17 protein-coding genes and 1 other RNA gene are annotated in these 25249 nt (G+C 61.8%); 6 read left to right on the forward strand and 12 right to left on the reverse strand.

Going from position 1 to position 25249, the window contains the following annotated elements:
* Positions 1 to 14: 14 nt before the first annotated feature.
* The 3 genes from hemN (at position 15) to MKZ87_RS03475 (ending at position 2958) form a co-directional block, all read left to right on the forward strand.
* Positions 15 to 1397 (forward strand): oxygen-independent coproporphyrinogen III oxidase, encoded by a 1383-nt coding sequence (gene hemN / locus MKZ87_RS03465; protein WP_011333280.1) that lies wholly within the window; start codon positions 15 to 17, stop codon positions 1395 to 1397.
* A gap of 199 nt (positions 1398 to 1596) precedes the next feature.
* On the forward strand, positions 1597 to 2331 hold the full coding sequence (fnr, locus tag MKZ87_RS03470; protein WP_007951654.1) for a fumarate/nitrate reduction transcriptional regulator Fnr: 735 nt from the start codon (positions 1597 to 1599) through the stop codon (positions 2329 to 2331).
* A gap of 78 nt (positions 2332 to 2409) precedes the next feature.
* The gene (locus MKZ87_RS03475; protein ID WP_085700217.1) at positions 2410 to 2958 is read left to right on the forward strand and encodes an adenine phosphoribosyltransferase; all 549 of its coding nucleotides are present in this window, start codon (positions 2410 to 2412) and stop codon (positions 2956 to 2958) included.
* Positions 2959 to 3092: 134 nt separating this feature from the next.
* Here the strand turns inward: MKZ87_RS03475 and MKZ87_RS03480 are convergent, their stop codons facing one another.
* From MKZ87_RS03480 to dnaX, 5 genes are all read right to left on the reverse strand, one after another.
* Positions 3093 to 4241, reverse strand: coding sequence for an acyl-CoA dehydrogenase family protein (locus MKZ87_RS03480; RefSeq protein ID WP_085700218.1), 1149 nt, complete (start codon positions 4239 to 4241; stop codon positions 3093 to 3095).
* 71 nt (positions 4242 to 4312) lie between these two features.
* Positions 4313 to 4915 (reverse strand): recombination mediator RecR, encoded by a 603-nt coding sequence (recR, locus tag MKZ87_RS03485; protein ID WP_085700219.1) that lies wholly within the window; start codon positions 4913 to 4915, stop codon positions 4313 to 4315.
* Positions 4916 to 4981: 66 nt separating this feature from the next.
* On the reverse strand, positions 4982 to 6016 hold the full coding sequence (locus tag MKZ87_RS03490; protein WP_085703535.1) for an NADP-dependent oxidoreductase: 1035 nt from the start codon (positions 6014 to 6016) through the stop codon (positions 4982 to 4984).
* Positions 6017 to 6225: 209 nt separating this feature from the next.
* Positions 6226 to 6564: a YbaB/EbfC family nucleoid-associated protein gene (locus MKZ87_RS03495; protein WP_007951650.1), complete on the reverse strand. Its 339-nt coding sequence runs from the start codon at positions 6562 to 6564 to the stop codon at positions 6226 to 6228.
* 67 nt (positions 6565 to 6631) lie between these two features.
* Positions 6632 to 8728 carry a DNA polymerase III subunit gamma/tau gene (dnaX, locus tag MKZ87_RS03500; RefSeq protein WP_085703536.1) on the reverse strand — a complete coding sequence of 699 codons (2097 nt, stop codon included), beginning with the start codon at positions 8726 to 8728 and terminating at the stop codon, positions 6632 to 6634.
* 145 nt (positions 8729 to 8873) lie between these two features.
* Between dnaX and MKZ87_RS03505 the strand changes: the two genes are divergently transcribed.
* Positions 8874 to 9623 carry a substrate-binding periplasmic protein gene (locus tag MKZ87_RS03505; protein WP_085703537.1) on the forward strand — a complete coding sequence of 250 codons (750 nt, stop codon included), beginning with the start codon at positions 8874 to 8876 and terminating at the stop codon, positions 9621 to 9623.
* Between the two features lie 9 nt (positions 9624 to 9632).
* On the opposite strand, the gene MKZ87_RS03510 is transcribed toward MKZ87_RS03505, so the two are convergent.
* The 7 genes from MKZ87_RS03510 to MKZ87_RS03540 all read right to left on the reverse strand — a co-directional run bounded on the left by MKZ87_RS03510 (position 9633) and on the right by MKZ87_RS03540 (position 21066).
* Positions 9633 to 11588, reverse strand: coding sequence for a hypothetical protein (locus tag MKZ87_RS03510; RefSeq protein WP_085703538.1), 1956 nt, complete (start codon positions 11586 to 11588; stop codon positions 9633 to 9635).
* A 228-nt stretch (positions 11589 to 11816) separates the two neighbouring features.
* Positions 11817 to 11913, reverse strand: an RNA gene (ffs, locus tag MKZ87_RS03515) — signal recognition particle sRNA small type.
* A 111-nt stretch (positions 11914 to 12024) separates the two neighbouring features.
* Positions 12025 to 13191, reverse strand: a complete 1167-nt coding sequence (locus MKZ87_RS03520) for a zinc-binding metallopeptidase family protein (protein ID WP_085700225.1) — start codon at positions 13189 to 13191, stop codon at positions 12025 to 12027.
* A gap of 154 nt (positions 13192 to 13345) precedes the next feature.
* A complete protein-coding gene (gene ligA / locus MKZ87_RS03525; protein ID WP_085703540.1) occupies positions 13346 to 15703 on the reverse strand; it encodes an NAD-dependent DNA ligase LigA in 2358 nt (785 codons plus the stop codon).
* A gap of 87 nt (positions 15704 to 15790) precedes the next feature.
* Positions 15791 to 16657 carry a cell division protein ZipA gene (gene zipA, locus MKZ87_RS03530; RefSeq protein WP_064378762.1) on the reverse strand — a complete coding sequence of 289 codons (867 nt, stop codon included), beginning with the start codon at positions 16655 to 16657 and terminating at the stop codon, positions 15791 to 15793.
* Positions 16658 to 16915: 258 nt separating this feature from the next.
* Positions 16916 to 20404, reverse strand: a complete 3489-nt coding sequence (smc, locus tag MKZ87_RS03535) for a chromosome segregation protein SMC (protein WP_085700227.1) — start codon at positions 20402 to 20404, stop codon at positions 16916 to 16918.
* Between the two features lie 2 nt (positions 20405 to 20406).
* Entirely contained in the window at positions 20407 to 21066 is a 660-nt protein-coding gene (locus MKZ87_RS03540) for a GntR family transcriptional regulator (RefSeq protein WP_085700228.1), read from the reverse strand.
* A 266-nt stretch (positions 21067 to 21332) separates the two neighbouring features.
* Between MKZ87_RS03540 and xdhA the strand changes: the two genes are divergently transcribed.
* Both xdhA and xdhB read left to right on the forward strand, forming a co-directional pair.
* Positions 21333 to 22787 (forward strand): xanthine dehydrogenase small subunit, encoded by a 1455-nt coding sequence (gene xdhA / locus MKZ87_RS03545; protein WP_085703541.1) that lies wholly within the window; start codon positions 21333 to 21335, stop codon positions 22785 to 22787.
* On the forward strand, positions 22780 to 25173 hold the full coding sequence (xdhB, locus tag MKZ87_RS03550) for a xanthine dehydrogenase molybdopterin binding subunit (protein ID WP_085700230.1): 2394 nt from the start codon (positions 22780 to 22782) through the stop codon (positions 25171 to 25173). The genes xdhA and xdhB overlap by 8 nt, the downstream gene beginning before the upstream one ends.
* The last annotated feature ends 76 nt before the right edge of the window (positions 25174 to 25249 follow it).

The raw sequence follows: 25249 nt of genomic DNA on the forward strand, positions 1-25249 counted from the left end.
GGGGGAATGCCCGCATGCTCGACGCCATTCGTTGGGACACCGATTTGATCCGCCGCTACGACCTGGCGGGGCCGCGCTACACCTCGTACCCGACGGCCGTACAATTTCACAGTCAGGTCGGCACCTTCGACCTGTTCCACGCCCTGCGCGACAGCCGCAAGGCCCTGCGCCCGTTGTCGCTGTACGTGCACGTGCCGTTCTGCGCGAATATTTGCTACTACTGCGCCTGCAACAAGGTCATCACCAAAGATCGCGGCCGCGCGCTGCCGTATCTGCAACGGCTCGAGCAGGAAATCCAGCTGATCGCCTGCCACCTCGACCCCGCACAGAAAGTCGAGCAACTGCACTTCGGCGGCGGCACGCCGACCTTTCTCAGCCACGACGAACTGCGCCAGTTGATGGCGCACCTGCGCAAGCACTTCAATCTGCTGGACGATGATTCCGGCGACTACGGCATCGAGATTGACCCGCGCGAAGCCGACTGGTCGACCATGGGCCTGCTGCGCGAATTAGGCTTCAACCGGGTCAGTATCGGCCTGCAAGACCTCGACCCGGCGGTACAACGGGCGGTCAATCGCCTGCAAAGCCTGGAAGAAACCCGCGCGGTGATCGACGCAGCGCGGACTCTGCAATTTCGCTCGATCAACATCGACCTGATCTACGGCCTGCCCAAACAGACCCCGGACAATTTCGCCCGCACCGTTGAGGAAGTCATCAGCCTGCAACCGGACCGACTCTCGGTGTTCAACTACGCGCACCTGCCGGAACGCTTCATGCCACAGCGGCGGATCAACGGCAACGAACTGCCAAGCCCGGCGCAGAAACTGGAAATGCTGCAACGCACCATCGAACAACTGACCGCCGCCGGCTATCGCTACATCGGCATGGACCACTTCGCCCTGCCCGACGATGAACTGGCGATTGCTCAGGAAGAATCGACCCTGCAGCGCAACTTCCAGGGCTACACCACTCACGGTCATTGCGACCTGATCGGGCTGGGCGTGTCGGCCATCAGCCAGATCGGCGACCTGTACTGCCAGAACAGCAGCGACCTCAATCACTACCAGAACACCCTCGCCGGCGCGCAACTGGCCACGAGTCGTGGTCTGGTGTGTAACGCTGACGATCGCCTGCGTCGTGCAGTGATCCAGCAACTGATCTGCAATTTCAGCCTGGATTTCGCCGAGATCGAACGTAGCTTCAACATCGATTTTCAGGGTTATTTCGGCGCGCTCTGGCCGCAATTGCAGGGCATGGCGCAGGACGGGCTGATCGAACTGGATCGCGAGCGCATCACCGTGCTGCCGGCCGGTCGCCTGCTGGTACGTTCGGTGTGCATGGTGTTCGACGCCTACCTGGAACAGCAAAACCGCCAGCGTTTCTCGCGGGTGATCTAGCTTTTCCAAGCACAACGCAGGGGTTGTCCGGGTATCACGGTCATCGAAACGGTGCCTTGCACGCCGTCCGAGACACGTTTATCGGCCGTCATCCCTGCGGCTTCATGCCTTGGGGGCAATCTCGCCACAGGCTGGCCTGAATGTCCTCCGCTGGGTTACCCTTACGCCTTATGTGTGTTTTCCCACAAGGATTTAAGAAATGTCCGAGCCAGTTAAACTGCGCGCTCACAACCAGGCTAATTGCAAGGATTGCAGCCTGGCCCCTCTCTGCCTGCCACTTTCGCTGAATCTGGAAGACATGGATGCGCTGGACGAAATCGTTAAACGTGGCCGCCCGCTGAAAAAGGGTGAGTTCCTGTTCCGTCAGGGCGACACCTTCGATTCCGTTTATGCAGTACGCTCCGGCGCCCTGAAGACCTTCAGCCTGAGCGACACCGGCGAAGAACAACTGACCGGTTTCCACCTGCCGAGCGAACTGGTCGGGCTGTCCGGCATGGACACCGAGAAACACCCGGTTTCCGCCCAGGCGCTGGAAACCACTTCGGTTTGCGAAATTCCCTTCGAGCGCCTCGACGAACTGGCCCTGCAACTGCCGCAGCTGCGCCGTCAGTTGATGCGCGTGATGAGCCGCGAAATCCGCGATGACCAGCAAATGATGTTGCTGCTGTCGAAGAAAACCGCCGACGAGCGCATCGCCACGTTCCTGGTCAACCTGTCGGCGCGTTTTCGCGCTCGCGGCTTCTCGGCCAACCAGTTCCGCCTGAGCATGTCCCGCAATGAAATCGGCAACTACCTGGGGCTGGCGGTGGAAACCGTGTCCCGGGTTTTCACCCGCTTCCAGCAGAACGAACTGATCGCAGCCGAGGGCAAGGAAATCCATATCCTCGACCCGATCCAGCTCTGCGCCCTGGCCGGCGGCTCGCTCGAAGTCTGATCTCGACCCGCGGCCGAGCGTATCGTTTCAGCCGCGGGTATACTGCGCCGTTTGCAGCCCTGCCAGGACACCTCGACGATGGTCTTCGACTCCTTCGACATCAAATCCCTGATCCGCCCCGTGATCGACTTCCCGAAACCGGGTGTGATCTTTCGCGACATCACCCCGCTGTTCCAGTCGCCCAAGGCCCTGCGCCTTGTGATGGACAGCTTCGCCCACCGCTATGTGGAAGCCGACTTCACCCACATCGGCGCGATGGACGCTCGCGGTTTCCTGATCGGGTCGGTGCTGGCCTATCAGCTGAACAAGCCGCTGGTGCTGTTTCGCAAGCAAGGCAAACTGCCGGCGGATGTGCTGGCCGAAGGCTACGCAACCGAGTACGGCGAAGCGTTCCTCGAAGTGCACGCCGACAGCCTGTGTGAAGGCGATTCGGTGGTGATGTTCGATGACCTGATCGCCACCGGTGGCACGCTGATCGCAGCGGCCAACCTGATCCGCCGCATGGGCGCCCGTGTTCACGAAGCGGCGGCGATCATTGATCTGCCGGAGCTGGGTGGTTCGCAGCGTCTTGAGGACATGGGGATTGCGACGTTCTGCCTGACGCAGTTTGCCCTGACTGACAAGTAAAACCCCGCGCCCGATCGTTCCCACGCTCTGCGTGGGAATGCCTCAACGGACGCTCCGCGTTCGGCTTTGGAAGGGACGCGGAGCGTCCCGGGCTGCATTCCCACGCAGAGCGTGGGAACGATCAACACCGAGGATTACAGTCCCATCTGCTTGCTGATGATCTCGTTCATCACTTCCCGCGTCCCGCCGCCAATCGACAGAATGCGGTTATCCCGGTACAGCCGCTCCACCAGGCTTTCGCGCATATAACCCAGCCCGCCAAGAATCTGCACCGCCTCGTTGGTAATGCGATCCGAAGTGTCCGTGGCAAAGTTCTTGGCCATGGAGATTTCCTTGATCACGCTCTGCCCCGCCGCCATCTTCGCCGCCTGCCGGTAGGTGAACTCCCGCGAGACTTCCAGCGCCGTGGCCATTTCCGCAAGGCGATGCTTGATCACCTGGAACTTGCCGATGGGCTTGCCGAACGCCTGCCGCTCCTTCGCCCATTTCAGGCTCTCTTCCAGCGCCAGTTGCGCGGTCATGTTGGCCATCAAGGCCAACGCCAGACGCTCGCTCTGAAAGTTGCCCATGATGCAGGCAAACCCCATGTTCTGCGCGCCGATCAGATTGCCCACCGGCACCGGACAATCGTCGAAGAACAATTCAGCGGTGTCCGACGCCCACCAGCCCATTTTCTTCAGTTGCCGGCCAACGGTGAAACCGGGTGTGCCCTTCTCGATCAGTAGCAGGCTGATGCCGGCAAAACCGGGCGCACCGGTACGCACCGCGACGGTGTAGTAATCGGCGCGCACGCCACTGGTGATAAAGGTTTTGCTGCCGCTGACCCGGTAATGATCGCCATCGCGCACGGCGCGGGTCTGCAGGTTGGCGACGTCGGAGCCGCCGCCCGGCTCGGTCACTGCCAGGGCGCTGATCTTCTCGCCGCTGAGCACTTGAGGGACGACGCGGTCACGGACTTCGGGCCGGGCCCATTTGACGATCGGCGGCAAACCGATATCAAGCGAACCGAGCCCGGCTACAAGCCCGCCGGAACCACAACGCATCAGTTCTTCGCTGGCGGCGATCTTGGCGAACAGATCTCCTTCGTGACTGCCACCCAGCGCTTCGGGGTAACCGATGCCGAGGATGCCGGCCGCACCGGCCTTGAGGTAAAGCTCACGGGGGAAGCTTTCGGCTTCTTCCCACGTATCGATGTCCGGCAGGATCTCGCGCTCGACGAAACGTCTGACGCTGTCGCGGACCAATTGGTGGCTGGGGTCGAAGTATTCCTGGAAGGCGGGCATCGGCGAACTCCATGGAAGGGTTCGCCGAACTTAACCGAGCGCTTGCTTGGTTTTCAACAGGATTGTGTGGCTCAGAGGGAAATCGGCTTGCGCCCTGCAAACGAGTGAGCCAGCGTACCGCCGTCCACCAGTTCCAGTTCGCCACCCAACGGTACGCCGTGAGCGATGCGCGAGGCGATCAGGCCTTTGCTCTGCAGCAACTGAGCAATGTAGTGGGCGGTTGCTTCACCTTCCACGGTCGGGTTGGTGGCGAGGATGACTTCGGTGAAGGTGCCCGCCTCTTCGATCCGCGCCATCAATTGCGGGATGCCGATGGCTTCCGGTCCCAGGCCGTCCAGCGGCGACAGGTGCCCCTTGAGCACGAAGTAGCGACCGCGGAACCCGGTCTGCTCGACCGCGTAGACATCCATCGGCCCTTCCACCACGCACAACAGCGTGTCGTCGCGGCGGGTGTCGGCGCATTGCGGGCACAGATCGTCTTCGGTCAGCGTGCGGCACTGACGGCAGTGTCCGACCCCCTCCATGGCCTGGCTCAGGGCCTGGGCCAGGCGCGTGCCGCCGCTGCGGTCACGCTCGAGCAACTGCAACGCCATACGCTGGGCAGTTTTCTGACCCACGCCCGGCAAAGTTCGCAGGGCGTCGATCAGTTGGCGAATCAAAGGGCTGAAGCTCATGGGGAAAAAGTCCGACAAAACGACGAGACGCGGTTTATACCCGCGCCTCCGGCCAGCGTCAAATCCTCAGTCCTGTGCAACCTTCACCACCAGTTTGCCGAAGTTACGCCCCTCCAGCAGCCCGATAAACGCCTGCGGTGCCTGCTCCAGGCCCTCGACCACGTCCTCGCGGAATTTCACCTTGCCATCGCGCACCCACGGCACCATGGCGCTGATGAATTCCGGCTGACGGTCGCCATAGTCGTCAAACACGATGAAGCCCTGAATCCGTACGCGTTTGGTCAGCAAGGTGCGTTGCAAGGCAGGCAAGCGATCCGGGCCTTTCGGCGCTTCCGAGGCGTTGTAGCCGGCGATCAGGCCGCACAGCGGGATCCGCGCCTTGGGATTGAGCAGAGGGACGACCGCATCGAAAACATGGCCGCCAACGTTTTCGTAATAGATGTCGATGCCATTGGGACAGGCCTTGGCCAGTTGCTCGGCAAAGTCCGGTGCCTTGTGATCGATGCAGGCGTCGAAGCCCAATTGCTCGACCACGTATTTGCACTTCTCGGCACCACCGGCCACGCCGACGGCGCGCAGGCCTTTGATCTTCGCCACCTGGCCGACCACCGAGCCCACTGCACCGGAAGCGGCGGCGACCACCAGAGTCTCCCCTTCTTTTGGCTGGCCGATGTCCATCAGGCCCATGTAGGCGGTCATGCCGGGCATGCCCAGCACGCCGAGGGCCATCGACGGGCTCGGCAGGCCGGACGGGATCGGGATGATGTTGCGGCCGTCGCTGATGCTGTGGCTTTGCCAGCCGGTGGCACCCACCACCAGATCGCCGGGGTGGAATTTCGGATGACGCGACTGTTCTACACGGCTGACAGCGCCGCCGGTCATCACCTCGCCGACCTGTACCGGCGCCGCGTAGGACGGCGCATCACTCATGCGCCCGCGCATGTAGGGATCGAGTGACAGGTACAGGGTCTTGAGCAACACCTGGCCGTCTTCAAGGTCCGGCAGCGCCTCGCGCTCCAGACGGAAGTTCTCGGGCGTTGGCGCGCCCACCGGTCGCGAGGCCAGCACGAAGCGTTGATTGAGGGTCAGAGAGTCGGACATGTCAGCGTCTCCTTTGAATGATGAATTCGGTGGTATAGGGAGCAGACCTTGGTGGGGATGGTGCGTTCCGTTTGATAAGCGATGGTCGAGGTATCGAATCGTCTACTTTGTCGGGGTCAGTCCAGAGCGTGGGAACGATCAACAGGCCAAAAAAATGCCAGGCACGATGCCTGGCATTTTTTGTCGCTCATCCAACCCGCCAAGGCGAATCAGAACGGCAGTTTCATACCGGCCGGCAGGTTCATGCCAGCGGTCATGCTGCCCATTTTCGCCTGGCTGTTGGCTTCGATCTGACGCACGGCGGCGTTGACGGCTGCAGCCACCAGATCCTCGACCACTTCACGGTCGTCTTCGTCCAGGCCTGGCAGTACGCTCGGGTCGATGCTGACCTTCTTCACGTCATGACGGCCGGTCATCACCACGGTGACCAGATCGCCACCGGCTTTGCCGGTGACTTCGGCGTTGGCCAGTTCTTCCTGCATCTTGGCCATTTTTTCCTGCATTTGCTGCGCCTGCTTCATCAGGCCGGCCATGCCACCTTTCATCATGGGAATCACCTCAAAAGTACTTGGATCAAAACAGCGCCCGGCCACACAGGCCGGACGCCCTCAGTTATTAGCCCTGACTGACCAGGGCGTCGACAGGTTCAATAGTATCGTGTCGCACGACCGCACCGAACTGCTGGACCATCTGCTGGATGAACGGATCGCCGTGGATCGACTCCTCCGCCTCGCGCTGACGGTTGGCACGGCGCCGGGACGCGGCCTGGGCCGGGGTTTCCTGCTCGGGCTTGATCAGCTCGATGGTCAGGGTCAGCGTGCGTCCGTGGAACTGGTTCAGCGCATCGTTCAGACGACGCTGCTGGGTGGCGTTGAACAAGGCACTGTGGGCCGGGTCCAGGTGCATCAGCCAATGGTCGCCATCGACCGCGATCAGCGTGCAGTTGGCGGCGATGCTTCCGGTCATGCCGGAGATCGGCAGTTGCGGGAACAGCTCCAGCCATTGCAGGGCCAGACCTGTGGCCGGCGCGGCGGCAGGTTCCGGCTCGGGTTCGGGAGCCGGTTCTGCGGCGTGTTCGCTGGCCAGATCGTCGAGGTAACTGTAGGCCGAATCCATGTCCGGCTCGATGTAGTCCTCGTCGAGCGGCGGCTCGTCGTCCATGTCCATGCCCGGTGTGGCGGCATCGACTTCGGCCACTGACGGCTCGGGGATCGGCGCGGCGGCCCACTCCGGGGCGTCCGGCACGACGCTGTCCGGGGTCGGCAGCGGCATAGGCGGCAGATCCGGCTGTTCGGCGGTGGTTTCCAGCACGGGCTCGACCGCTGGCTGCTGCCCAGGCGCAGGTTCTACCGGGTCATTCCACGGCAGGTCGACGACTTCTTCGGCCACGACCGGCTCGGGTTCTGGCTCAGGAACGGGTTCAGGCGCAATCACCGCGGCAACCGGTACAGGCTCGGGAACAGGCGCAGGCGCAGGTGCCGGTGCCGGTGCAACCACCGGAGCCGGCGCAACAGCGGCAGCCACTACCGGCGCAGGTTTCGGCGCGGCAGCCACTGAGTTTGCGGAATCAACTGTGGCCTGGCTGATCCCCACTGGCTTTAGCGGTTGCCTCGGGGCATCCGCCGTGTCTGCCGGCCGGAAGGCCAGCATCCGCAGCAGCACCATTTCGAAACCGCCTCGCGGGTCCGGCGCCAGCGGCAAGTCGCGGCGGCCGATCAGGCCCATCTGGTAATAGAACTGGACGTCTTCGGCCGGCAGGGCCTGGGCCAGCGCCAGCACCCGGTCACGGTCGCCGTGGCCGTTATCGACACCTTCCGGCAGGGCCTGGGCGATGGCGACGCGGTGCAGCACGTTGAGAATTTCCGAGAGCACGCCGTTCCAGTCCGGACCCTGTTCGGCCAGGTGACGCACGGCTTCGAGCAACGCCTTGGCATCACCTTCGATCAGCGCGTGCAGCACGTCGTAAACCTGGCCGTGATCCAGCGTACCGAGCATTGCCCGCACATCGGCGGCCAGCACCTTGCCTTCACCGAAGGCGATGGCCTGGTCGGTCAGGCTCATGGCGTCACGCATCGAACCGTCGGCGGCGCGGCCGAGCAGCCACAGGGCGTCGTCTTCGAACGGTACGTTTTCGGCGGTCAGGACATGAGTCAAATGCTCGACCACACGCTCAGGTGTCATGTTCTTCAGGGAGAACTGCAGGCATCGCGACAAAATCGTTGCCGGAAGTTTCTGCGGGTCGGTGGTCGCCAGGATGAACTTGACGTAGGGCGGTGGCTCTTCGAGGGTTTTCAACAGCGCATTGAAGGAATGGCTGGAGAGCATGTGCACTTCGTCGATCAGGTAGACCTTGAAGCGACCGCGGCTCGGGGCGTATTGCACGTTGTCGAGCAGCTCGCGGGTGTCCTCGACCTTGGTCCGGCTCGCGGCGTCGATCTCGATCAGGTCGACGAAACGACCTTCATCGATCTCGCGGCACACCGAACACTCGCCGCACGGGCTTGAAGTGATACCTGTTTCACAGTTCAGGCATTTGGCGATGATCCGCGCAATCGTGGTCTTGCCAACGCCCCGCGTACCGGTGAAGAGGTAGGCGTGGTGCAGGCGCTGGCTGTCCAAGGCATTGATCAGAGCCTTGAGCACATGGGTCTGGCCGACCATTTCGCGGAACGAGCGCGGACGCCATTTACGTGCAAGAACCTGATAACTCATCGAAAACCGTCGCGGCAAAGGAAGCAGAAGCGGCTAATGCTAGCGGAGCAAGGGCAAAATTGCATCCGGTGTGCTCGTCTATTCTGGCTAAGCTGCATGAGCGAGGGCTTTTGTCGGCTCGGGATCGGGAATTACCGGAGCATTTATGCGGTGGGCCGTGGGGGCATTACTGGGATTGAGCCTGAGCGCGATGGCGTCGCAACCGCCGCTGCGCTTCGTCGTTGCCGACAGCTGGGCGATGCCGATGGTGCAGATCGAACGCGGCCGCCCGACCCAGGGCATCCTTTACGACATCATGCTCAGCCTGGCGACTCAGGTTGGCGTGCCGGCGCAATTTCACGTCCTGCCCCGCAACCGCGTGCAGAACGCCATGGAACACGGCGAAGTCGATGTGCGCTGCTATGCCGCACAATCCTGGCTGCCGAATCTGTCCGGGGATTACATCTGGAGCATTCCGCTGTTCTTTCAGCGTGATCTGCTGATCAGCCGCCAGGACCAGCCGCCCAGCGCCGATCCGGCCCTCCTGCCCCGCCAGTCGATCGGCACCGTGCTCGGCTACAGCTACCCCACGCTGCAACCGACATTCGACACCGACCGACTATGGCGCGAAGACGCGCGTAACCAGGCGCAGGTACTCGACAAACTAATGGCCGGCCGCTACCGCTACGCCGTGAGCAATCAATGGACCCTGGACTGGTTCAATCAGCGCCTGATGCCGCAGCAGCAACTGCAAGCGGTGGCGGTGTTGCAGGAACAGAAGATCGGCTGCTATGTGCGCAACGACCCGGACGTGCCGGTGCAGCGGATATTGAGGACATTGCTGCGGATGAAAATGTCGGGGGAAATTGATGACATTATCCGGCTGTATACCGGAGGATCGGCCAGTGAACCGTGAGCCGGGCCTTCAATGCCCCGCCGTATCGCGAAATTGCTGGTACTCGTGATACTCGACCCACGCCACCACATCGTACGGCACATAAAGCTTCAGCCTGGCGCGGGAGATGGCGATGTACACGGCGCAGATCCGCTGATCGAACGCGTAGGCATCCTTGAATTTCTCGTTGGTCAGCAACCCCGGCGTCAGCAGGACCTTGTCGAACTCCATGCCCCCCGCCTCTTGCGCGAGCATCAACAGGCAGCCATTGCCGGCGTTGTCGATCATTCGGTTCAGGCGCGTCAGGTCGGCAATCATGAAGCCGTTTTCCAGCTTGTCCTTGACCCGCAGAAACGATTCGTCGAACCGGTTTACGTCGCACACCGCTTGCCAGTCAGGCAGGTCGCTGAAATACGGATGCACGCCGTTTTCGCTGAATTCAGAACGGTAGAAATCCGGTTTGAACAGTTCGATGGCGGTGGCCATGAAATGCTTCAGATCATCCTGGGTTCGCTTGTCCGGGAATCTGAACTTGCGGTTGGAATCGTGCAGATGGATCGCCCAGATCATGCTGTCCCATGGCGATGCCGTCAGCACCACGCAACCTTCGGACGGCACGAAGCCTTCCGGGTATTCCTTGATGACGACGTCAGCATCACTGGCACCCTCGAACGGAATCTTGCCCTTCTGCGAGTGCCGGGCGATCAGCGGATTGACCAGCCGTTCGACATTGCGCCCCGAACGCACGGAATAGCTGATATCGCTCTGGCGAACCTCACGGTGCCGCTTGACCGGCACGCCGCTGGCCTGCTGATACTCGTCGCCGAGGGTGATCAGCACCTGACGCCCGCGCTCGATGATCTGCAACAGCGACCCGGGAATGTCCTGACTCTCGTCGATCAGCACGTGCGTGTAGCGCGCCGGCACCACGCAACCAGCGATGCAGGCCCGCTTGATCATCAGTAGCGCTTCGAAGCCGGTCTGGCTGCCCCACGCCGGATTGAGTTCGAGGTAGCCCCACACCCGGCTCGAATATTCCAGCAACACCTGAGCGTCGACGCTGGAGAGCGGCTGGTTGAAATGCGGCAGATGCTTCGCCGAAAAGGTGTGATCGCGGAAGCGGCAGTAGCGTTCGATCACTTTGAGGCAGAGTTCAAGGGTCGCCTGCCCGTCGTGGTGGCGAAAACCGAAGATATTCAGTTCCTGCGCCAGCGCCTGCCGGGTCGGGATTCGCCCTCCCTCCGCCTGCGGCCTGCGCCCGAGCATCAGCGACTGCGCAAACGCCAGGAAGGTCTTGCCGGCCTTCTTCTCGCTCGGCCCCGCCATCCGCTGGCGAAGCACCTCCAGTTTGGCCGGGGTGCGCGCCAGCAACAGCGTCTTTTCCGGGCGCAGATGTTCCAGCAAGGCCACCAGCAGATGGCTTTTGCCGATCCCTGCGTAACCTTGAACGTGCAGATCTTCGTCCAGGTTGGCGCGGAAGGTTCTGACCAGTTTGTCCTGGGCCGGGCTCAACCAGCGCTCGCGGTAACGGGGCGTCACTATCGGCTGGCTGAACGGGTCATGGCGGCGATGACGCCGGACTTTGTATTCGAAATCCCACTGACCATCGGGCAACAAGTAGTCGCGCGCCGATATTTCTTCAGCCAACAGAAAACGCAGGTTCAGAGGATTAAGAACCTTCAGACCGAAATACAATTTGCGCGGGTCGAACAGCCGCCGGGCTTCTGACAACAGACCAGCCGTCGCTGACTGACGTTTTTCGACAGCCCAGGCCAAGAGTTTGGCCAGAATCTTTTCCGCCGCAATTGCGCCGAGATCCTGCTCTTTCGTCTGCACCAGATTCTGAATAACCAGCACCGCCGCCAATTCCGGATCGGTCAGGCTCTCGAGCGCTGTTGCGCCCTCCGCCTGCAACAGGTTCGCGCAGGTTTCATCCGTGACGGGCAAGAACACAGGGCTGGATAAATCGGAATGTTCCGGGAGCATAAAACCTCGCGACCTGGGCACAACCCCTGAGGTCGATCCCGGTCAGACTCTTCATTCATTTCGGTTGTGGCGAGTATGCGCGATTGCAGGAGAAATGATTACCCCGTGTCGACGCCATCGCGAGCAGGGTGTGCTGACTCGAACGACGAATCGCAGGCATAAAAAAACCGCAGTGGGCGAAACCCATGCAGTTCTGTCTGACTCGTTCGATGTTCGTTAAGGTGGTAACCCTACCAGCCACACCCCGGCACACAATGTTCCCGCTGTGGCTGCTGCCTTCCGGCTCTGACCAGGTTCACGGGTAATCGTTGCGGGGGGACCGATAGGGTCACCATAACGACACTCGCCTGTCGGCGAGCCGCGCCATTGTACCTATCTGAGACGAAGTTACAACCGCTCGTTGCAGATAAAAAACATGAAGGGCTTCAAGCACTTGCTATTGCGCCTGAAGCACCTCGTCCGCGCGGCCGCCCTCTTGCTGGATCACCAGATGAATGAAGTGCAGCTTGGCGATCGCCGCAGGCGGCAGGACGAATGGATAGAAATCCGGCTGGCCCATGCTGCGCGACAGTTCGTTGAGCATGCCGGCCAGTTCGATCCACGCATTGACGAACGACAGGAACGCCGCGCCGCCGGGATGCTCGGGGTCGTACAACGTGCTGGACGGGAACGGCTGGTAATCCAGGTCCATCTCCCGGGCGCTCATGCCAAAGCCCAGCGCGGTATCCACCGCGTCCATCATATGCAGGTAATGCGCCCAGGTTTCCGCCCAGTCTTCCCATGGGTGCATGGTGGCGTAGGCGCTGACGTAATGCTGCGACCAGTCGGCCGGTGCGCCCTGCTGATAATGGCGCTCAAGTGCCTCGGCATAACTGGCGCGTTCGTCGCCGAACAGGTTGCGGAATGAACCCAGCCAAGGGCTGTTGGCGATCAACCGATCCCAGTAGTAATGCCCGACCTCATGGCGAAAATGCCCGAGCAGCGTGCGATAGGGTTCGTGCATCTGCGCCCGGACCTGCTCGCGGTGGGCGTCGTCGGCTTCTGCGATGTCGAGGGTGATCAGGCCATTGGCGTGGCCGGTCATCGGCGCATTGCCTTGCAGATCGACGCCGATGAAATCGAAGGCCAGGCCGGTTTCTTCGTCGACGGTTTTCGGGATGACCGGCAGGCCGAGGCCAATCAGTTGCGCCACCAGTCGCCGCTTGGCGATTTCCACCTTGCGCCAGCGCTCGGGGTTTTCCGGGACGGACAGGTCGGGAATGGTGCGATTCAGAGCGCAGGCCGCGCACAGGGTGTCGTGATCGTTGGCGGGCAGCAGCCAGTTGCAGCCGGCCGGAGTGTCGAGATTGGCGCAACGCCGGAACAGCCCGGCCTCGGGATCGACGTCCAGCGTCCAGGTGTTCTCTTGCGGCCCCGGTTGCAGCGAGGTCAGCCGACTGTGTTCCGGTTGATAACCCAGCGCCGCGTTGCAGGCCAGGCACTGGCTGTTGCGAAAGAACAGCGACTGGCCGCAGCGGCACGGCCAGACCTTGCTGTTGCGCGAGGATTCGCCCATGAACGGCGCGACGATGCGGGAACTGAGCTGCTCGAAAAAGCGGTACATGGCGATCTCTCCCTGGGGCTTGCCAAGACTAGATCATTCCCGCACGCAGATCGTTCCCGCGCTCTGCGTGGGAATGCATACCGTGACGCTCTGCGTCACAGCGGACGCGGAGCGTCCGGGCGGTATTCCCACGCGGAGCGCATCTGTCGATCAATCAGGCACTGATACCGTGCCCTTTCAGGAACCCGATAAACGCCTCTTCATCCATCACTTTCACGCCCAGCTCGTTGGCCTTGGTCAGTTTCGACCCGGCGCCCGGTCCGGCCACCACGCAATGAGTCTTGGCCGACACGGAACCCGCAACCTTGGCGCCGAGGCTTTCCAGGTGTTCCTTGGCGACATCGCGACTCATCAGCTCGACCTTGCCGGTCAGCACCCAGGTTTCGCCGGCCAGCGGCAGGCCTTCGACGACTTTCTTTTCGCTCTGCCAGTGCATGCCGAAATCGCGCAGTTGCTTCTCGGCGTCTTCAGCCAGTTGACGATGCTCGGGCAAGGCGAAGAACCCGCGAACCGAGTTGGCCTGTTTCTCCGGCAATGCCTGACGCATGTCCAGCCAGTCAGCGTTCATCACCCCTTCCAGCGATTCGAACTTGTCCGCCAGTTTCTGCGCCCCGCCCGGGCCCACCGAAGGAATGTGCAGCTTGTCGAGGAAGCCGCCCAGCGTGGTACTCGCGGCAAACTCGGCACCCAACTCGCCCTGGTCCTGAATCTGCAAACCGTGGCCCAGCAGTTCGCTGATCACCTGCCGGTTGTGCGCATCCTCGAAGAAGCTGTGAATCTCGTGCGCCACTTCCAGGCCGATGTCCGGCAGGTACGTCAGCACTTGCGGCAAGGCTTGCTGGACACGCTCCAGCGATCCCAGCGAACGCGCCAGCACTTTGGCCGTCTCCTCGCCGACATCCGGAATGCCCAGCGCATAGATGAAGCGCGCCAGCCCCGGCTTCTTGCTGTCTTCGATGGCAGCCAGCAACTTGTTGCTCGACACTTCGGCGAAGCCTTCGAGGTCGACGATGTCCTCGAACTTCAGCGCGTAAAGATCAGCCGGCGAACTGACCAGACCTTCGTCCACCAGTTGCTCGACACTCTTGTCGCCAAGGCCTTCGATGTCCATCGCCCGGCGCGATACGAAGTGAATGATCGCCTGCTTGAGTTGCGCACCGCAGGCCAGTCGGCCGACGCAACGATACACCGCGCCCTCACTGATGGTTTCCTTGCCCTTGCTGCGCTTGACCAGTTGCGTGCGCTCGACGTGCGAGCCACACACCGGACAGTTCTCGGGAATCTGCACCGGCCGCGCGTCTTCCGGGCGACGCTCGGCAACGACTTGCACCACTTGCGGAATCACATCACCGGCGCGGCGAATGATCACCGTGTCGCCGATCATCAGGCCCAGCCGGGCGACTTCGTCCATGTTGTGCAGCGTTGCATTGGCCACGGTCACACCTGCGACCTTGACCGGTTTCAAGCGCGCCACAGGCGTGACGGCGCCGGTGCGGCCGACCTGGAATTCCACGTCGAGCAGTTCGGTGAGCTCTTCCATGGCCGGGAATTTGTGGGCGATGGCCCAGCGCGGTTCGCGGGCGCGGAAGCCCAGTTCGCGCTGGTCGGCAATGCTGTTGACCTTGAACACCACACCGTCGATTTCGTAAGCCAGCGAATTACGGCGCTCGCCGATATCGCGGTAGTAATCCAGGCATTCGCCGATGCCTTTGGCCAGTTTCAATTCATGGCTGATCGGCAGACCCCAGGCTTGCAGCTGCTTGAGGTTGCCGATGTGAGTGTCGGAAATATCGTGAGAGACCTGGCCGATGCCGTAGCAGCAGAATTCCAGCGGACGGTTGGCGGTGATCTTCGAATCCAGCTGACGCAGGCTGCCGGCGGCGGCGTTGCGCGGGTTGGCGAAGGTCTTGCCGCCGATTTCCAGTTGCGAGGCGTTGAGGCGCTCGAAACCGGCCTTGGACATGAACACTTCGCCGCGCACTTCCAGGGTCGCCGGCCAGCCCGTGCCGTGCAGCTTCAGCGGGATGTTGCGCACGGTGCGCACGTTGACGCTGATGTCTTCACCGGTGGTGCCGTCGCCGCGTGTGGCGCCACGCACCAGCACACCGTCCTGATACAGCAGGCTGACCGCCAGGCCATCGAGTTTCGGTTCGCAACTGTATTCCACCGCCGCGCCACCGCCGAACAGGTCACCGGCCGGCAGATCCAGACCTTCGGTCACCCGGCGGTCGAACTCGCGCATGTCGGTTTCTTCGAAGGCGTTGCCGAGGCTGAGCATCGGCACCTCATGACGCACCTGGGTGAACGCGGTCAGGGCCACGCTACCGACACGTTGGGTAGGCGAGTCGCTGGTGATCAGTTCCGGATTGGCCGCTTCCAGCGCCTTGAGCTCGTGGAACAACCGGTCGTACTCGGCATCCGGAATGCTCGGCTCATCGAGGACGTGGTAACGGTAGTTGTGCTGATCGAGTTCAGCGCGCAGCTCTAGAATGCGGTCTTTGGCGGCAGTCATGGGTGTTCTCTCATAAAGCAAAAGAGCAGCCGAGGCTGCTCAATCTATTTTGCCGATTGCCCCTTTATTGCGAGGCAACCTTTTCAATCAACGCTTCTGGGTCAGGGCGCGGCGTTCGAATTCGACGATGCGCTGACGGTAGTGCTCGATGGTCTGCGCGGTCAGGACGCTGCGCTGGTCATCTTTCAACTCGCCGTTCAGTTCCTGGGACAGCTTGCGGGCTGCCGCCACCATCACGTCGAAGGCCTGCTTCGGATGACGCGGGCCTGGCAGGCCGAGGAAGAAGCTCACCGCCGGGGTGCTGAAGTGGTCGATGTCGTCCAGATCGAAGATGCCCGGCTTGACCGCGTTGGCCATGGAGAACAGCACTTCGCCGTTGCCGGCCATGCTTTCGTGACGGTGGAAGATATCCATCTCGCCGAAACGCAGACCGCTTTCCAGAATGTTCTGCAGCAGTGCCGGGCCCTTGAAGCCGGCCGGGTCGCGGCAGATCACGCTGATCACCAGCACTTCTTCGGCTTGCGGCTGATCTTTATCGGCCACTGCCGGCGACGACTTGGCGGCAGGCTCGACGAAATCATCGTCGCGGCTGCTGAAGCTCGGACCGCCGTCCAGATCCAGATCGAGGTTCAGGTCGCCCTGGGCCGGACCGTTGCTGCCACGCTTGCCGCGCTTGGAACCGGATTCGCGAGGCTCGCGTGCTTCGCGGGCCGGCATGCTCACCGATGGCAGATCGTGTTCGTCCAGTTGCGGCTCTTTATGGGTGTCCAGCACACGGGCCGGGCCCAACAGCTCGGCGCTGGTGTCCTCGTCCGGCAGGTTGGACAGACTTCGGTCAAGACGGAATTTCAGTTTTCCCTTGCCGCCGCGCATACGGCGCCAGCCATCGAAAAGAATACCGGCTATCACAATGATGCCGATGACGATCAGCCACTCGCGCAGACCGATTTCCATGTAATCCCGTGCCTCTATAAAAAATGCTGAAAAATAAGGGGTTTACACTGTGCAAACCGCTTTAAAACGTGGCGCCAACTCTATGTTCTGACAGGCGTTTTGCCCACGTATACGAAAAATTGACATTAAACTAGCACGACCAAAGACAACTTTACACCGTCTGTCTCATTGGCTTGCGCGATTATGTCGATTGGCCAGCCATTCGAAACCGGTAAATAAGTCCTACGGACTACAAATACCTTTTCCGACAGCGCCGGCTCAGGCATCCACCATCGCCATCGCCTCCTCGACATCCACGGCTACCAGTCGCGAACAACCCGGCTCGTGCATCGTCACGCCCATCAACTGGTCAGCCATTTCCATGGCGATCTTGTTGTGGGTGATATAGATGAACTGCACAGTCTGCGACATCTCCTTGACCAATCGTGCGTAGCGTCCAACGTTAGCGTCATCCAGCGGTGCGTCAACTTCATCGAGCATGCAGAACGGCGCCGGATTCAACTTGAAGATCGCAAAAACCAGTGCCAGTGCCGTCAGGGCTTTCTCGCCACCGGAGAGCAAATGGATGGTGCTGTTCTTCTTGCCGGGCGGTTGCGCCATGATCGTCACCCCTGTATCGAGTAGATCTTCGCCCGTCAGTTCCAAATACGCGCGTCCACCACCGAAAACTTTCGGGAAAAGCGCCTGTAAACCGCCATTGATCTGATCAAAGGTATCTTTGAAACGGTTACGGGTTTCCTTGTCGATCTTGCGGATGACGTTTTCCAGCGTCTCAAGGGCTTCGACCAGATCGGCGTCCTGAGCATCCAGATAACGTTTACGCTCGGATTGTTGCTGGTATTCGTCGATCGCCGCGAGGTTGATCGCGCCCAGGCGCTGAATGCGCGCGGCGATGCGCTCGAGTTCTTCTTCGGCGCCCTTCTCGCTGGCCTCGGCGGTCAGGGTGTTGAGCACGCCGTGCAGATCGTAGCCGTCTTCCAGCAGTTGATCCTGCAGAGCCTTGCGGCGCACGGTCAGGGCCTGCCATTCCATGCGTTGCTGTTCGAGCTGGCCACGGATCATTTGCGATTGCTGCTCGGCCTGGGTCCGGCGTTTTTCCGCGTCGCGCAGTTCGCGGTCGGCGTCTTCCAGCGCGATCTGGGCGGTCTTGAGTTCATCGTCGACGCTCATGCGCTTGTCGAGCAACTCTTCGAGTTTGAGGCGCAACTCTTCCAGCGGCGCCTCGCCCTCCTCCAGATTCAGGCTGAGCTGTTCGCGTTTTTCGGTGAGGCGCTCGGCCTGCATTTCCAGACGTTCAAGGGCCTGGCGGGTCGAATCATGCTGCGCGCGCAGCGAGCCCAGACGCACGGCCAATTGATGGGCGTGATCCTTGTGCTGGCGCGCTTCCTGACGCACCCGATCCAGCCGCTCGCGCAGGCTGTCTCGCTGGGCCAGCAGCAATTCGCGCTGTTCGGTGTCCAGGGCCATGGCGTCGAGGGCGTCCTGCAGCTGGATCCGCGCTTCGCCGATGTTTTCGTGTTCCAGTTCGCGCTGTTCGGCGAGCTCGACCAGTTCTTCGTCGAGTCGGGTGCGACGCAGATTCAACTGCTCGGCCTTGGCTTTGCCGGCGGACAGTTGAGCTTTCAGCTCGCCTTGCTGACGGGCCTCGTCTTGCAGCAAACGACGCAAATGCTCGCGACCGTTTTCCTGCTGACGCTGTTGCGCGCGCAGAGTCTGTAAACGGGTTTCCATGGCCTCGACCGTGGCTTCGCGCTCTTCGCGCTCCGCATGCAGCGTTTCGATTTCCTGGCCACGCGCAAGCATGCCGCTTTCGGCTTCGCTGGCGCGGCGCACCCGCAGGAAATGCCGGCCGACCCAGTAACCGTCGCGGCTGATCAGGCTCTGCCCGGCAGCCAGCTGGCCGCGCAGGGCCAGCGCCTGCTCAAGACTGTCGACCGGTTTGACCTGAGCGAGCCAGGGCGACAGATCAACCAGTGCCTCGACCTTGTCCAGCAGGCTGCCGGCCACGCGCACGCCGTCATTGCCGGGGCTGAGCAAACGCAGATCACCCTGGGCGAAACCGGACAGATCGAAGCCGTCGAAATCGTCCACCAGCACCGCTTGCAGGTCGGCACCGAGCACGGTCTCCACCGCCAGCTCCCAACCGGCCTCGACCTTCAGGCCTTCGGCCAGACGCGGACGCTCGGCAAGGTTGTGTTCCTTCAGCCATTCAGCGGTGCCCGTGCCCGGATCGAGCGCGGCCTGCTGCAAGGCTTCCAGCGATGCCAGGCGACCGTTGAGACGCTGCAAATCGCCCTGCGCCTGCTGCTGCGCGGTCAGCGCCTGCTGCAACTCCTGGCGCAGTTGCTCAAGTTTTTCGACCTGGGCTGCTTCGCTGGTCTGCAAATCTTCAAGGGTGGCTTCGGACTCCGCGAGCTGTTCGCTGAGCTCCATGATCGCCGCGTCTTCCGGATCGGCCGAGAGCAACGCCCGCTCTTCGCCCAGACGTTTTTGCCGATCGGCCAGACGCTCCAGACTGGTTTCCAACTGCTGGATGCGCGACTGCTGCACTTCGGCCTGACGGCGGGGTTCGGCGGCGGTCAGGTTGAAGGCGTCCCACTGCTCCTGCCAGCCGTGCATGACGGTTTCGGAATCTTCCAGCGCCGCGGCGGCCTCTTCGGCGGCGGCGTTGGTGATTTCCTGCTCGGGGGTCAGTTGATCGAGCTCTTCGCCGAGGGTCAGCAGCAAGGTACGGTCGTGGCCCAGGTGCGATTCGGTTTCCAGGCGCGCGCGCTCTGCCTCTTTCAGATCGTCCTGCAATTGGCGCAAACGCTGCTGGCCGTGCTGGATGCTCTGCTCGACCCGGGCGATGTCGCCGCCGACCGAATAGAAGCGCCCCTGCACCAGATTGAAGCGCTCGGACAGGTCATGGTGACCGTCGCGCAGGCGTTCAATGGCCGCGTCGGCGTTGCGCTGCTCGGCGACCAGCGCTTCGAAGCTGATCTCCTGGTTGCCGATGATCGATTCGCGCTGGCCGACCTGATCGTTCAGATCCTGCCAGCGCAGGGCCGACAGTTGCGCCTTGAGCTGGCGCTCTTCGGCCTTGTATTCCTGATACTTCTTGGCGGCCTCGGCCTGACGGTGAAGGCGTTCGAGCTGGCGTTCGAGTTCTTCACGCAGGTCGGTCAGGCGGGCAAGGTTTTCGTGGGTGCGGCGGATGCGGTTCTCGGTCTCGCGCCGGCGCTCCTTGTATTTGGAAATACCAGCGGCTTCTTCGATGAAGTTGCGCAGGTCTTCGGGCTTGGACTCGATCAGCTTGGAGATCATCCCCTGCTCGATGATCGAGTAGCTGCGCGGGCCGAGGCCGGTGCCGAGGAAGATGTCGGTGATGTCGCGGCGACGGCATTTGGCGCCGTTCAAGTAATAAGTGGTCTGGCTGTCGCGGGTCACTTTGCGGCGGATCGAAATTTCCGCGTACGCCGCCCACTCGCCCAGCAGGGTGCCGTCGGAGTTGTCGAATACCAGTTCGATGCTCGCCTGGCTCACCGGTTTGCGGCTGGTCGAGCCGTTGAAGATGACGTCGGTCATCGACTCGCCGCGCAGATTCTTGGCCGAGCTTTCGCCCATTACCCAGCGCACGGCGTCGATGATGTTCGATTTGCCGCAACCGTTCGGCCCGACGACCGCCGCCATGTTGCTGGGGAAGTTCACCGTGGTCGGATCGACGAAGGATTTGAACCCCGCCAGTTTGATGCACTTGAGCCGCAAGGTCAGGCAACCGTCAGGGCGGCCACCACCAGATCGCAGCTGCGCTGGGCGTAAGCCGTCAGCACGATGCGGATCTGCGGCAGGTCACGGGCGAGGACGGCGGCGAGCAAGCGTTCGAACAGTTCGAGGAATTCGCTCATCTCGGCCTTGCGCTGCTCCAGCGCAAGGAAATACGCACGGCTCATGGCCGGTTGCAGGTTCTCGACGGTTTCCTGCAGGTACGGGTTGTTGGCGAACGGATACGCGGCGCGCATCACGTTGAAGCTTTCGTCGACGAAGGTGCGAATGTCCTGACGCTCGTAGCTGGCGGTCAGGCGCTGCTGGATCTGCACGAACGGCGCCATGTCGGACTGGACTTGCCAGCCATTGGCCACCGCGTTGCCGAGCAGGATGTACAGCTCGCTCATCAACGTGCACAGGCTCTGCACCTTGTGCGCCGTAAGCTCAGTGACGTGGGCGCCGCGGCGCGGCAGGATCGCGATCAGGTGACGGCGCTCGAGGATCAGCAAGGCTTCGCGGACCGAGCCGCGGCTGACGTTCAGCGCCAGCGTGACCTTCTGTTCCTGGATGCGCTCTCCCGGCTTCATTTCGCCGCGAATGATCCGTTCGGCGAGGTGGTGAGCGATTTGCTCGGCGAGGCTGTCCGGCGCCTTGAACGTCATGGTTGTCCTTCAAACTCTTCGATCTGCACAAGCGGCGCAGTGTAGCGCAATGCGCGGTCATGGCGGAGTGCCCGCACAGCGGTTTTTGGCACGAATCCCGCAAAAAAGCGCTTGATCCCATAAGGGTCAATACTGAAGAGACACGTGGTTGAGCGACAAAACGGTTTTTCCTGACCTTTAAGTCAGAAAACCATTGACCGAAAAGTCAGACCTGCTAAATTCGGCTCAAGTCGCTCAACAACAATAATGAGTCTGCGAGGCCTTCCGTGATCCAGTTTTTACTTAACCAGGAACTCCGTAGCGAGCACGCCCTGGACCCGAACCTGACTGTGCTCAACTACCTGCGCGAACACGTGGGTAAACCCGGCACCAAAGAAGGCTGCGCCAGCGGTGACTGCGGCGCCTGTACGGTGGTGGTCGGCGAGTTGCAGACGGATGACGATGGCCGCGAGCGCATTCGCTATCGCAGCCTCAACTCGTGCCTGACGTTCGTTTCGTCGCTGCACGGCAAACAACTCATCAGCGTCGAAGACCTCAAGCACAAGGGCGAACTGCACAGCGTGCAGAAAGCCATGGTCGAGTGCCACGGTTCGCAGTGCGGTTTCTGCACCCCCGGTTTCGTGATGTCGTTGTTCGCCCTGCAAAAGAACAGCGATGCGCCGGACCATGCCAAGGCCCACGAAGCGCTGGCCGGCAATCTCTGCCGCTGCACCGGCTACCGGCCGATCCTGGCCGCCGCCGAGCAATCCTGCTGCGGCAAGCAGCCTGACCAGTTCGACGCCGGTGAGGCGCAAACCATTGCCCGCCTCAAAGCCATTGCCCCGACATCGATCGGCGAACTCAACAGCGGCGACAAACGCTGCCTGGTGCCGCTGACCGTGGCCGATCTGGCCGACCTCTACGATGCTTATCCACAGGCCCGCCTGTTGGCCGGCGGCACCGACCTGGCGCTGGAAGTCACGCAGTTCCACCGCACCCTGCCGGTGATGATCTACGTGGGCAACGTCGCCGAAATGAAGCGCATCGAGCACTTCGAGGATCGCATCGAAATCGGCGCCGCCACCGCCCTCTCCGACTGCTACGAAGTGTTGAACGCCGAGTACCCGGACTTCGGCGAGCTGCTGCACCGCTTCGCCTCCCTGCAGATCCGCAACCAGGGCACCCTCGGCGGCAACATCGGCAACGCCTCGCCCATTGGTGACTCGCCGCCCCTGCTGATCGCCCTCGGCGCGCAGATCGTGTTGTGCAAGGGCGAGACGCGCCGCACGCTGGCGCTCGAGGATTACTTCATCGATTACCGGGTCACCGCGCGCCAGGAAAGCGAATTCATCGAGAAAATCATCGTGCCTCGCGCCACGGCCGAGCAGCGTTTCCGCGCCTACAAAGTCTCCAAGCGTCTGGACGATGACATCTCCGCCGTCTGCGCCGCGTTCAACCTGCGCGTCGAAAACGGCGTGATCACCGACGCCCGCGTCGCCTTCGGCGGCATGGCCGCGATCCCGAAACGCGCCGCTCATTGTGAAGCCGTGCTGCTCGGCCAGCCGTTCAACAACGCGGTGGTCGAACGTGCCTGCACTGCGCTGGGCGAGGATTTCACTCCGCTCTCGGACTTCCGCGCCAGCAAGGAATACCGCCTGCTCAGCGCGCAGAACCTGCTGCGCAAATACTTCATCGAACTGCAAACACCGCACATCGAGACTCGGGTGACCGCTTATGTCTAACCATCACGGCGTAGAGAAAACACAAGCTGAACTGGCTGAACTGTTCGCCAGGGACCTGACCACCGGCGTCGGCCGCAGCGTCAAGCACGACAGCGCCGCCAAGCATGTGTCCGGTGAAGCGCAGTACATCGATGACCGCCTGGAATTCCCTAACCAGTTGCACGTTTACGCACGGTTGTCGGATCGCGCCCACGCAAAAATCATCAGCATCGACACCAAACCCTGCTACGCCTTCGAAGGTGTGCGCATCGCCATCACTCACGAAGACGTTCCGGGCCTGAAAGACATCGGCCCGTTGATGCCGGGCGATCCGCTGCTGGCCATCGATGACGTGCAGTTCGTCGGTCAACCGGTACTGGCGGTGGCCGCCAAAGACCTCGAAACCGCTCGCAAGGCCGCGATGGCCGCGATCATCGAATACGAAGATCTGGAGCCGGTGCTGGACGTGGTCGAAGCCCTGCGCAAACGCCACTTCGTACTCGACAGCCACACCCACCAGCGCGGGGATTCGGCCAACGCCTTGGCCACGGCCGAGCACCGCATCCAAGGCACGCTGCACATCGGCGGTCAGGAACACTTTTATCTGGAGACGCAGATTTCCTCGGTAATGCCGACCGAAGACGGCGGCATGATCGTCTACTGCTCGACCCAGAACCCCACCGAAGTGCAGAAACTGGTGGCCGAAGTCCTCGACGTGTCGATGAACAAGATCGTGGTCGACATGCGCCGCATGGGCGGTGGTTTCGGCGGCAAGGAAACCCAGGCCGCAAGCCCGGCATGCCTGTGCGCAGTGATCGCGCACCTCACCGGCCAGCCGACCAAGATGCGCCTGCCTCGGGTCGAAGACATGCTGATGACCGGCAAGCGTCACCCGTTCTATGTCGAGTACGACGTGGGCTTCGACAGCAACGGGCGCCTGCACGGGATCGCGATGGATCTGGCCGGCAACTGCGGCTGCTCGCCTGACCTGTCGGCCTCGATCGTTGACCGTGCGATGTTCCACTCGGACAACTCGTACTACCTCGGCGATGCGACCATCAACGGTCACCGCTGCAAGACCAACACCGCGTCGAACACCGCGTATCGGGGTTTCGGCGGCCCGCAAGGGATGGTCGCGATCGAAGAAGTGATGGACGCCATCGCCCGTCACCTCAACCTCGATCCGCTGGCCGTGCGCAAGGCCAACTACTACGGCAAGACCGAGCGCAACGTCACCCACTACTACCAGACTGTCGAGCACAACATGCTCGAAGAGATGACCGCCGAGCTGGAAGAAAGCAGCCAGTATGCCGAACGCCGCGAAGCGATCCGTCGCTACAACGCCAATAGCCCGATCCTGAAAAAAGGCCTGGCGCTGACCCCGGTGAAGTTCGGCATTTCCTTCACCGCCAGCTTCCTCAACCAGGCGGGTGCGCTGGTGCACGTCTATACCGACGGCAGCATCCACCTGAACCACGGCGGCACGGAAATGGGCCAGGGCCTGAACACCAAAGTCGCGCAGGTCGTGGCCGAAGTGTTCCAGGTGGAAATGGATCGCGTGCAGATCACCGCGACCAACACCGACAAGGTGCCGAACACCTCGCCTACGGCGGCCTCCAGCGGTGCTGACCTGAACGGTAAAGCCGCACAGAACGCGGCGGAAATCATCAAGCAACGCCTCGTTGAATTTGCGGCGCGGCACTACAAGGTCAGCGAAGAAGACGTGGAATTCCACAACGGCCACGTCCGTGTGCGCGACCACATCATGACCTTCGAAGCGTTGATTCAGCTGGCGTATTTCAATCAGGTGTCGCTGTCGAGCACCGGGTTCTACAAGACCCCGAAAATCTACTACGACCGCAGCCAGGCCCGTGGTCGGCCGTTCTACTACTTCGCCTTCGGCGCGGCGTGCTGCGAAGTGATCGTCGACACCCTGACCGGCGAGTACAAGATGCTGCGCACCGACATCCTCCACGACGTCGGCGCCTCGCTGAACCCGGCCATCGACATCGGCCAGGTCGAGGGCGGCTTTGTCCAGGGCATGGGCTGGCTGACCATGGAAGAACTGGTGTGGAACAACAAGGGCAAGCTGATGACCAACGGCCCGGCCAGCTACAAGATCCCGGCCGTGGCGGACATGCCGCTGGACCTGCGGGTGAAACTGGTGGAAAACCGCAAGAACCCGGAAGACACGGTGTTCCACTCCAAGGCAGTGGGTGAGCCGCCGTTCATGCTCGGCATCGCCGCGTGGTGCGCGATCAAGGATGCGGTGGCCAGCCTCGGCGACTACAAGCATCAACCGAAGATCGACGCGCCGGCGACCCCGGAGCGGGTGTTGTGGGGTTGCGAGCAGATGCGCCAGCTCAAGGCGGTGAAGGCCGTCGAAGCTGAAACCGAGGTTGTTTGATGATCGTTCCCACGCCTGCGTGGGAATGCAGCCCGCGACGCTCTGCGTCGCATCCTGAACAGCGGACGCGGAGCGT

This window comes from Pseudomonas sp. MCal1, from assembly GCF_026341415.1.
Taxonomy (GTDB): domain Bacteria; phylum Pseudomonadota; class Gammaproteobacteria; order Pseudomonadales; family Pseudomonadaceae; genus Aquipseudomonas.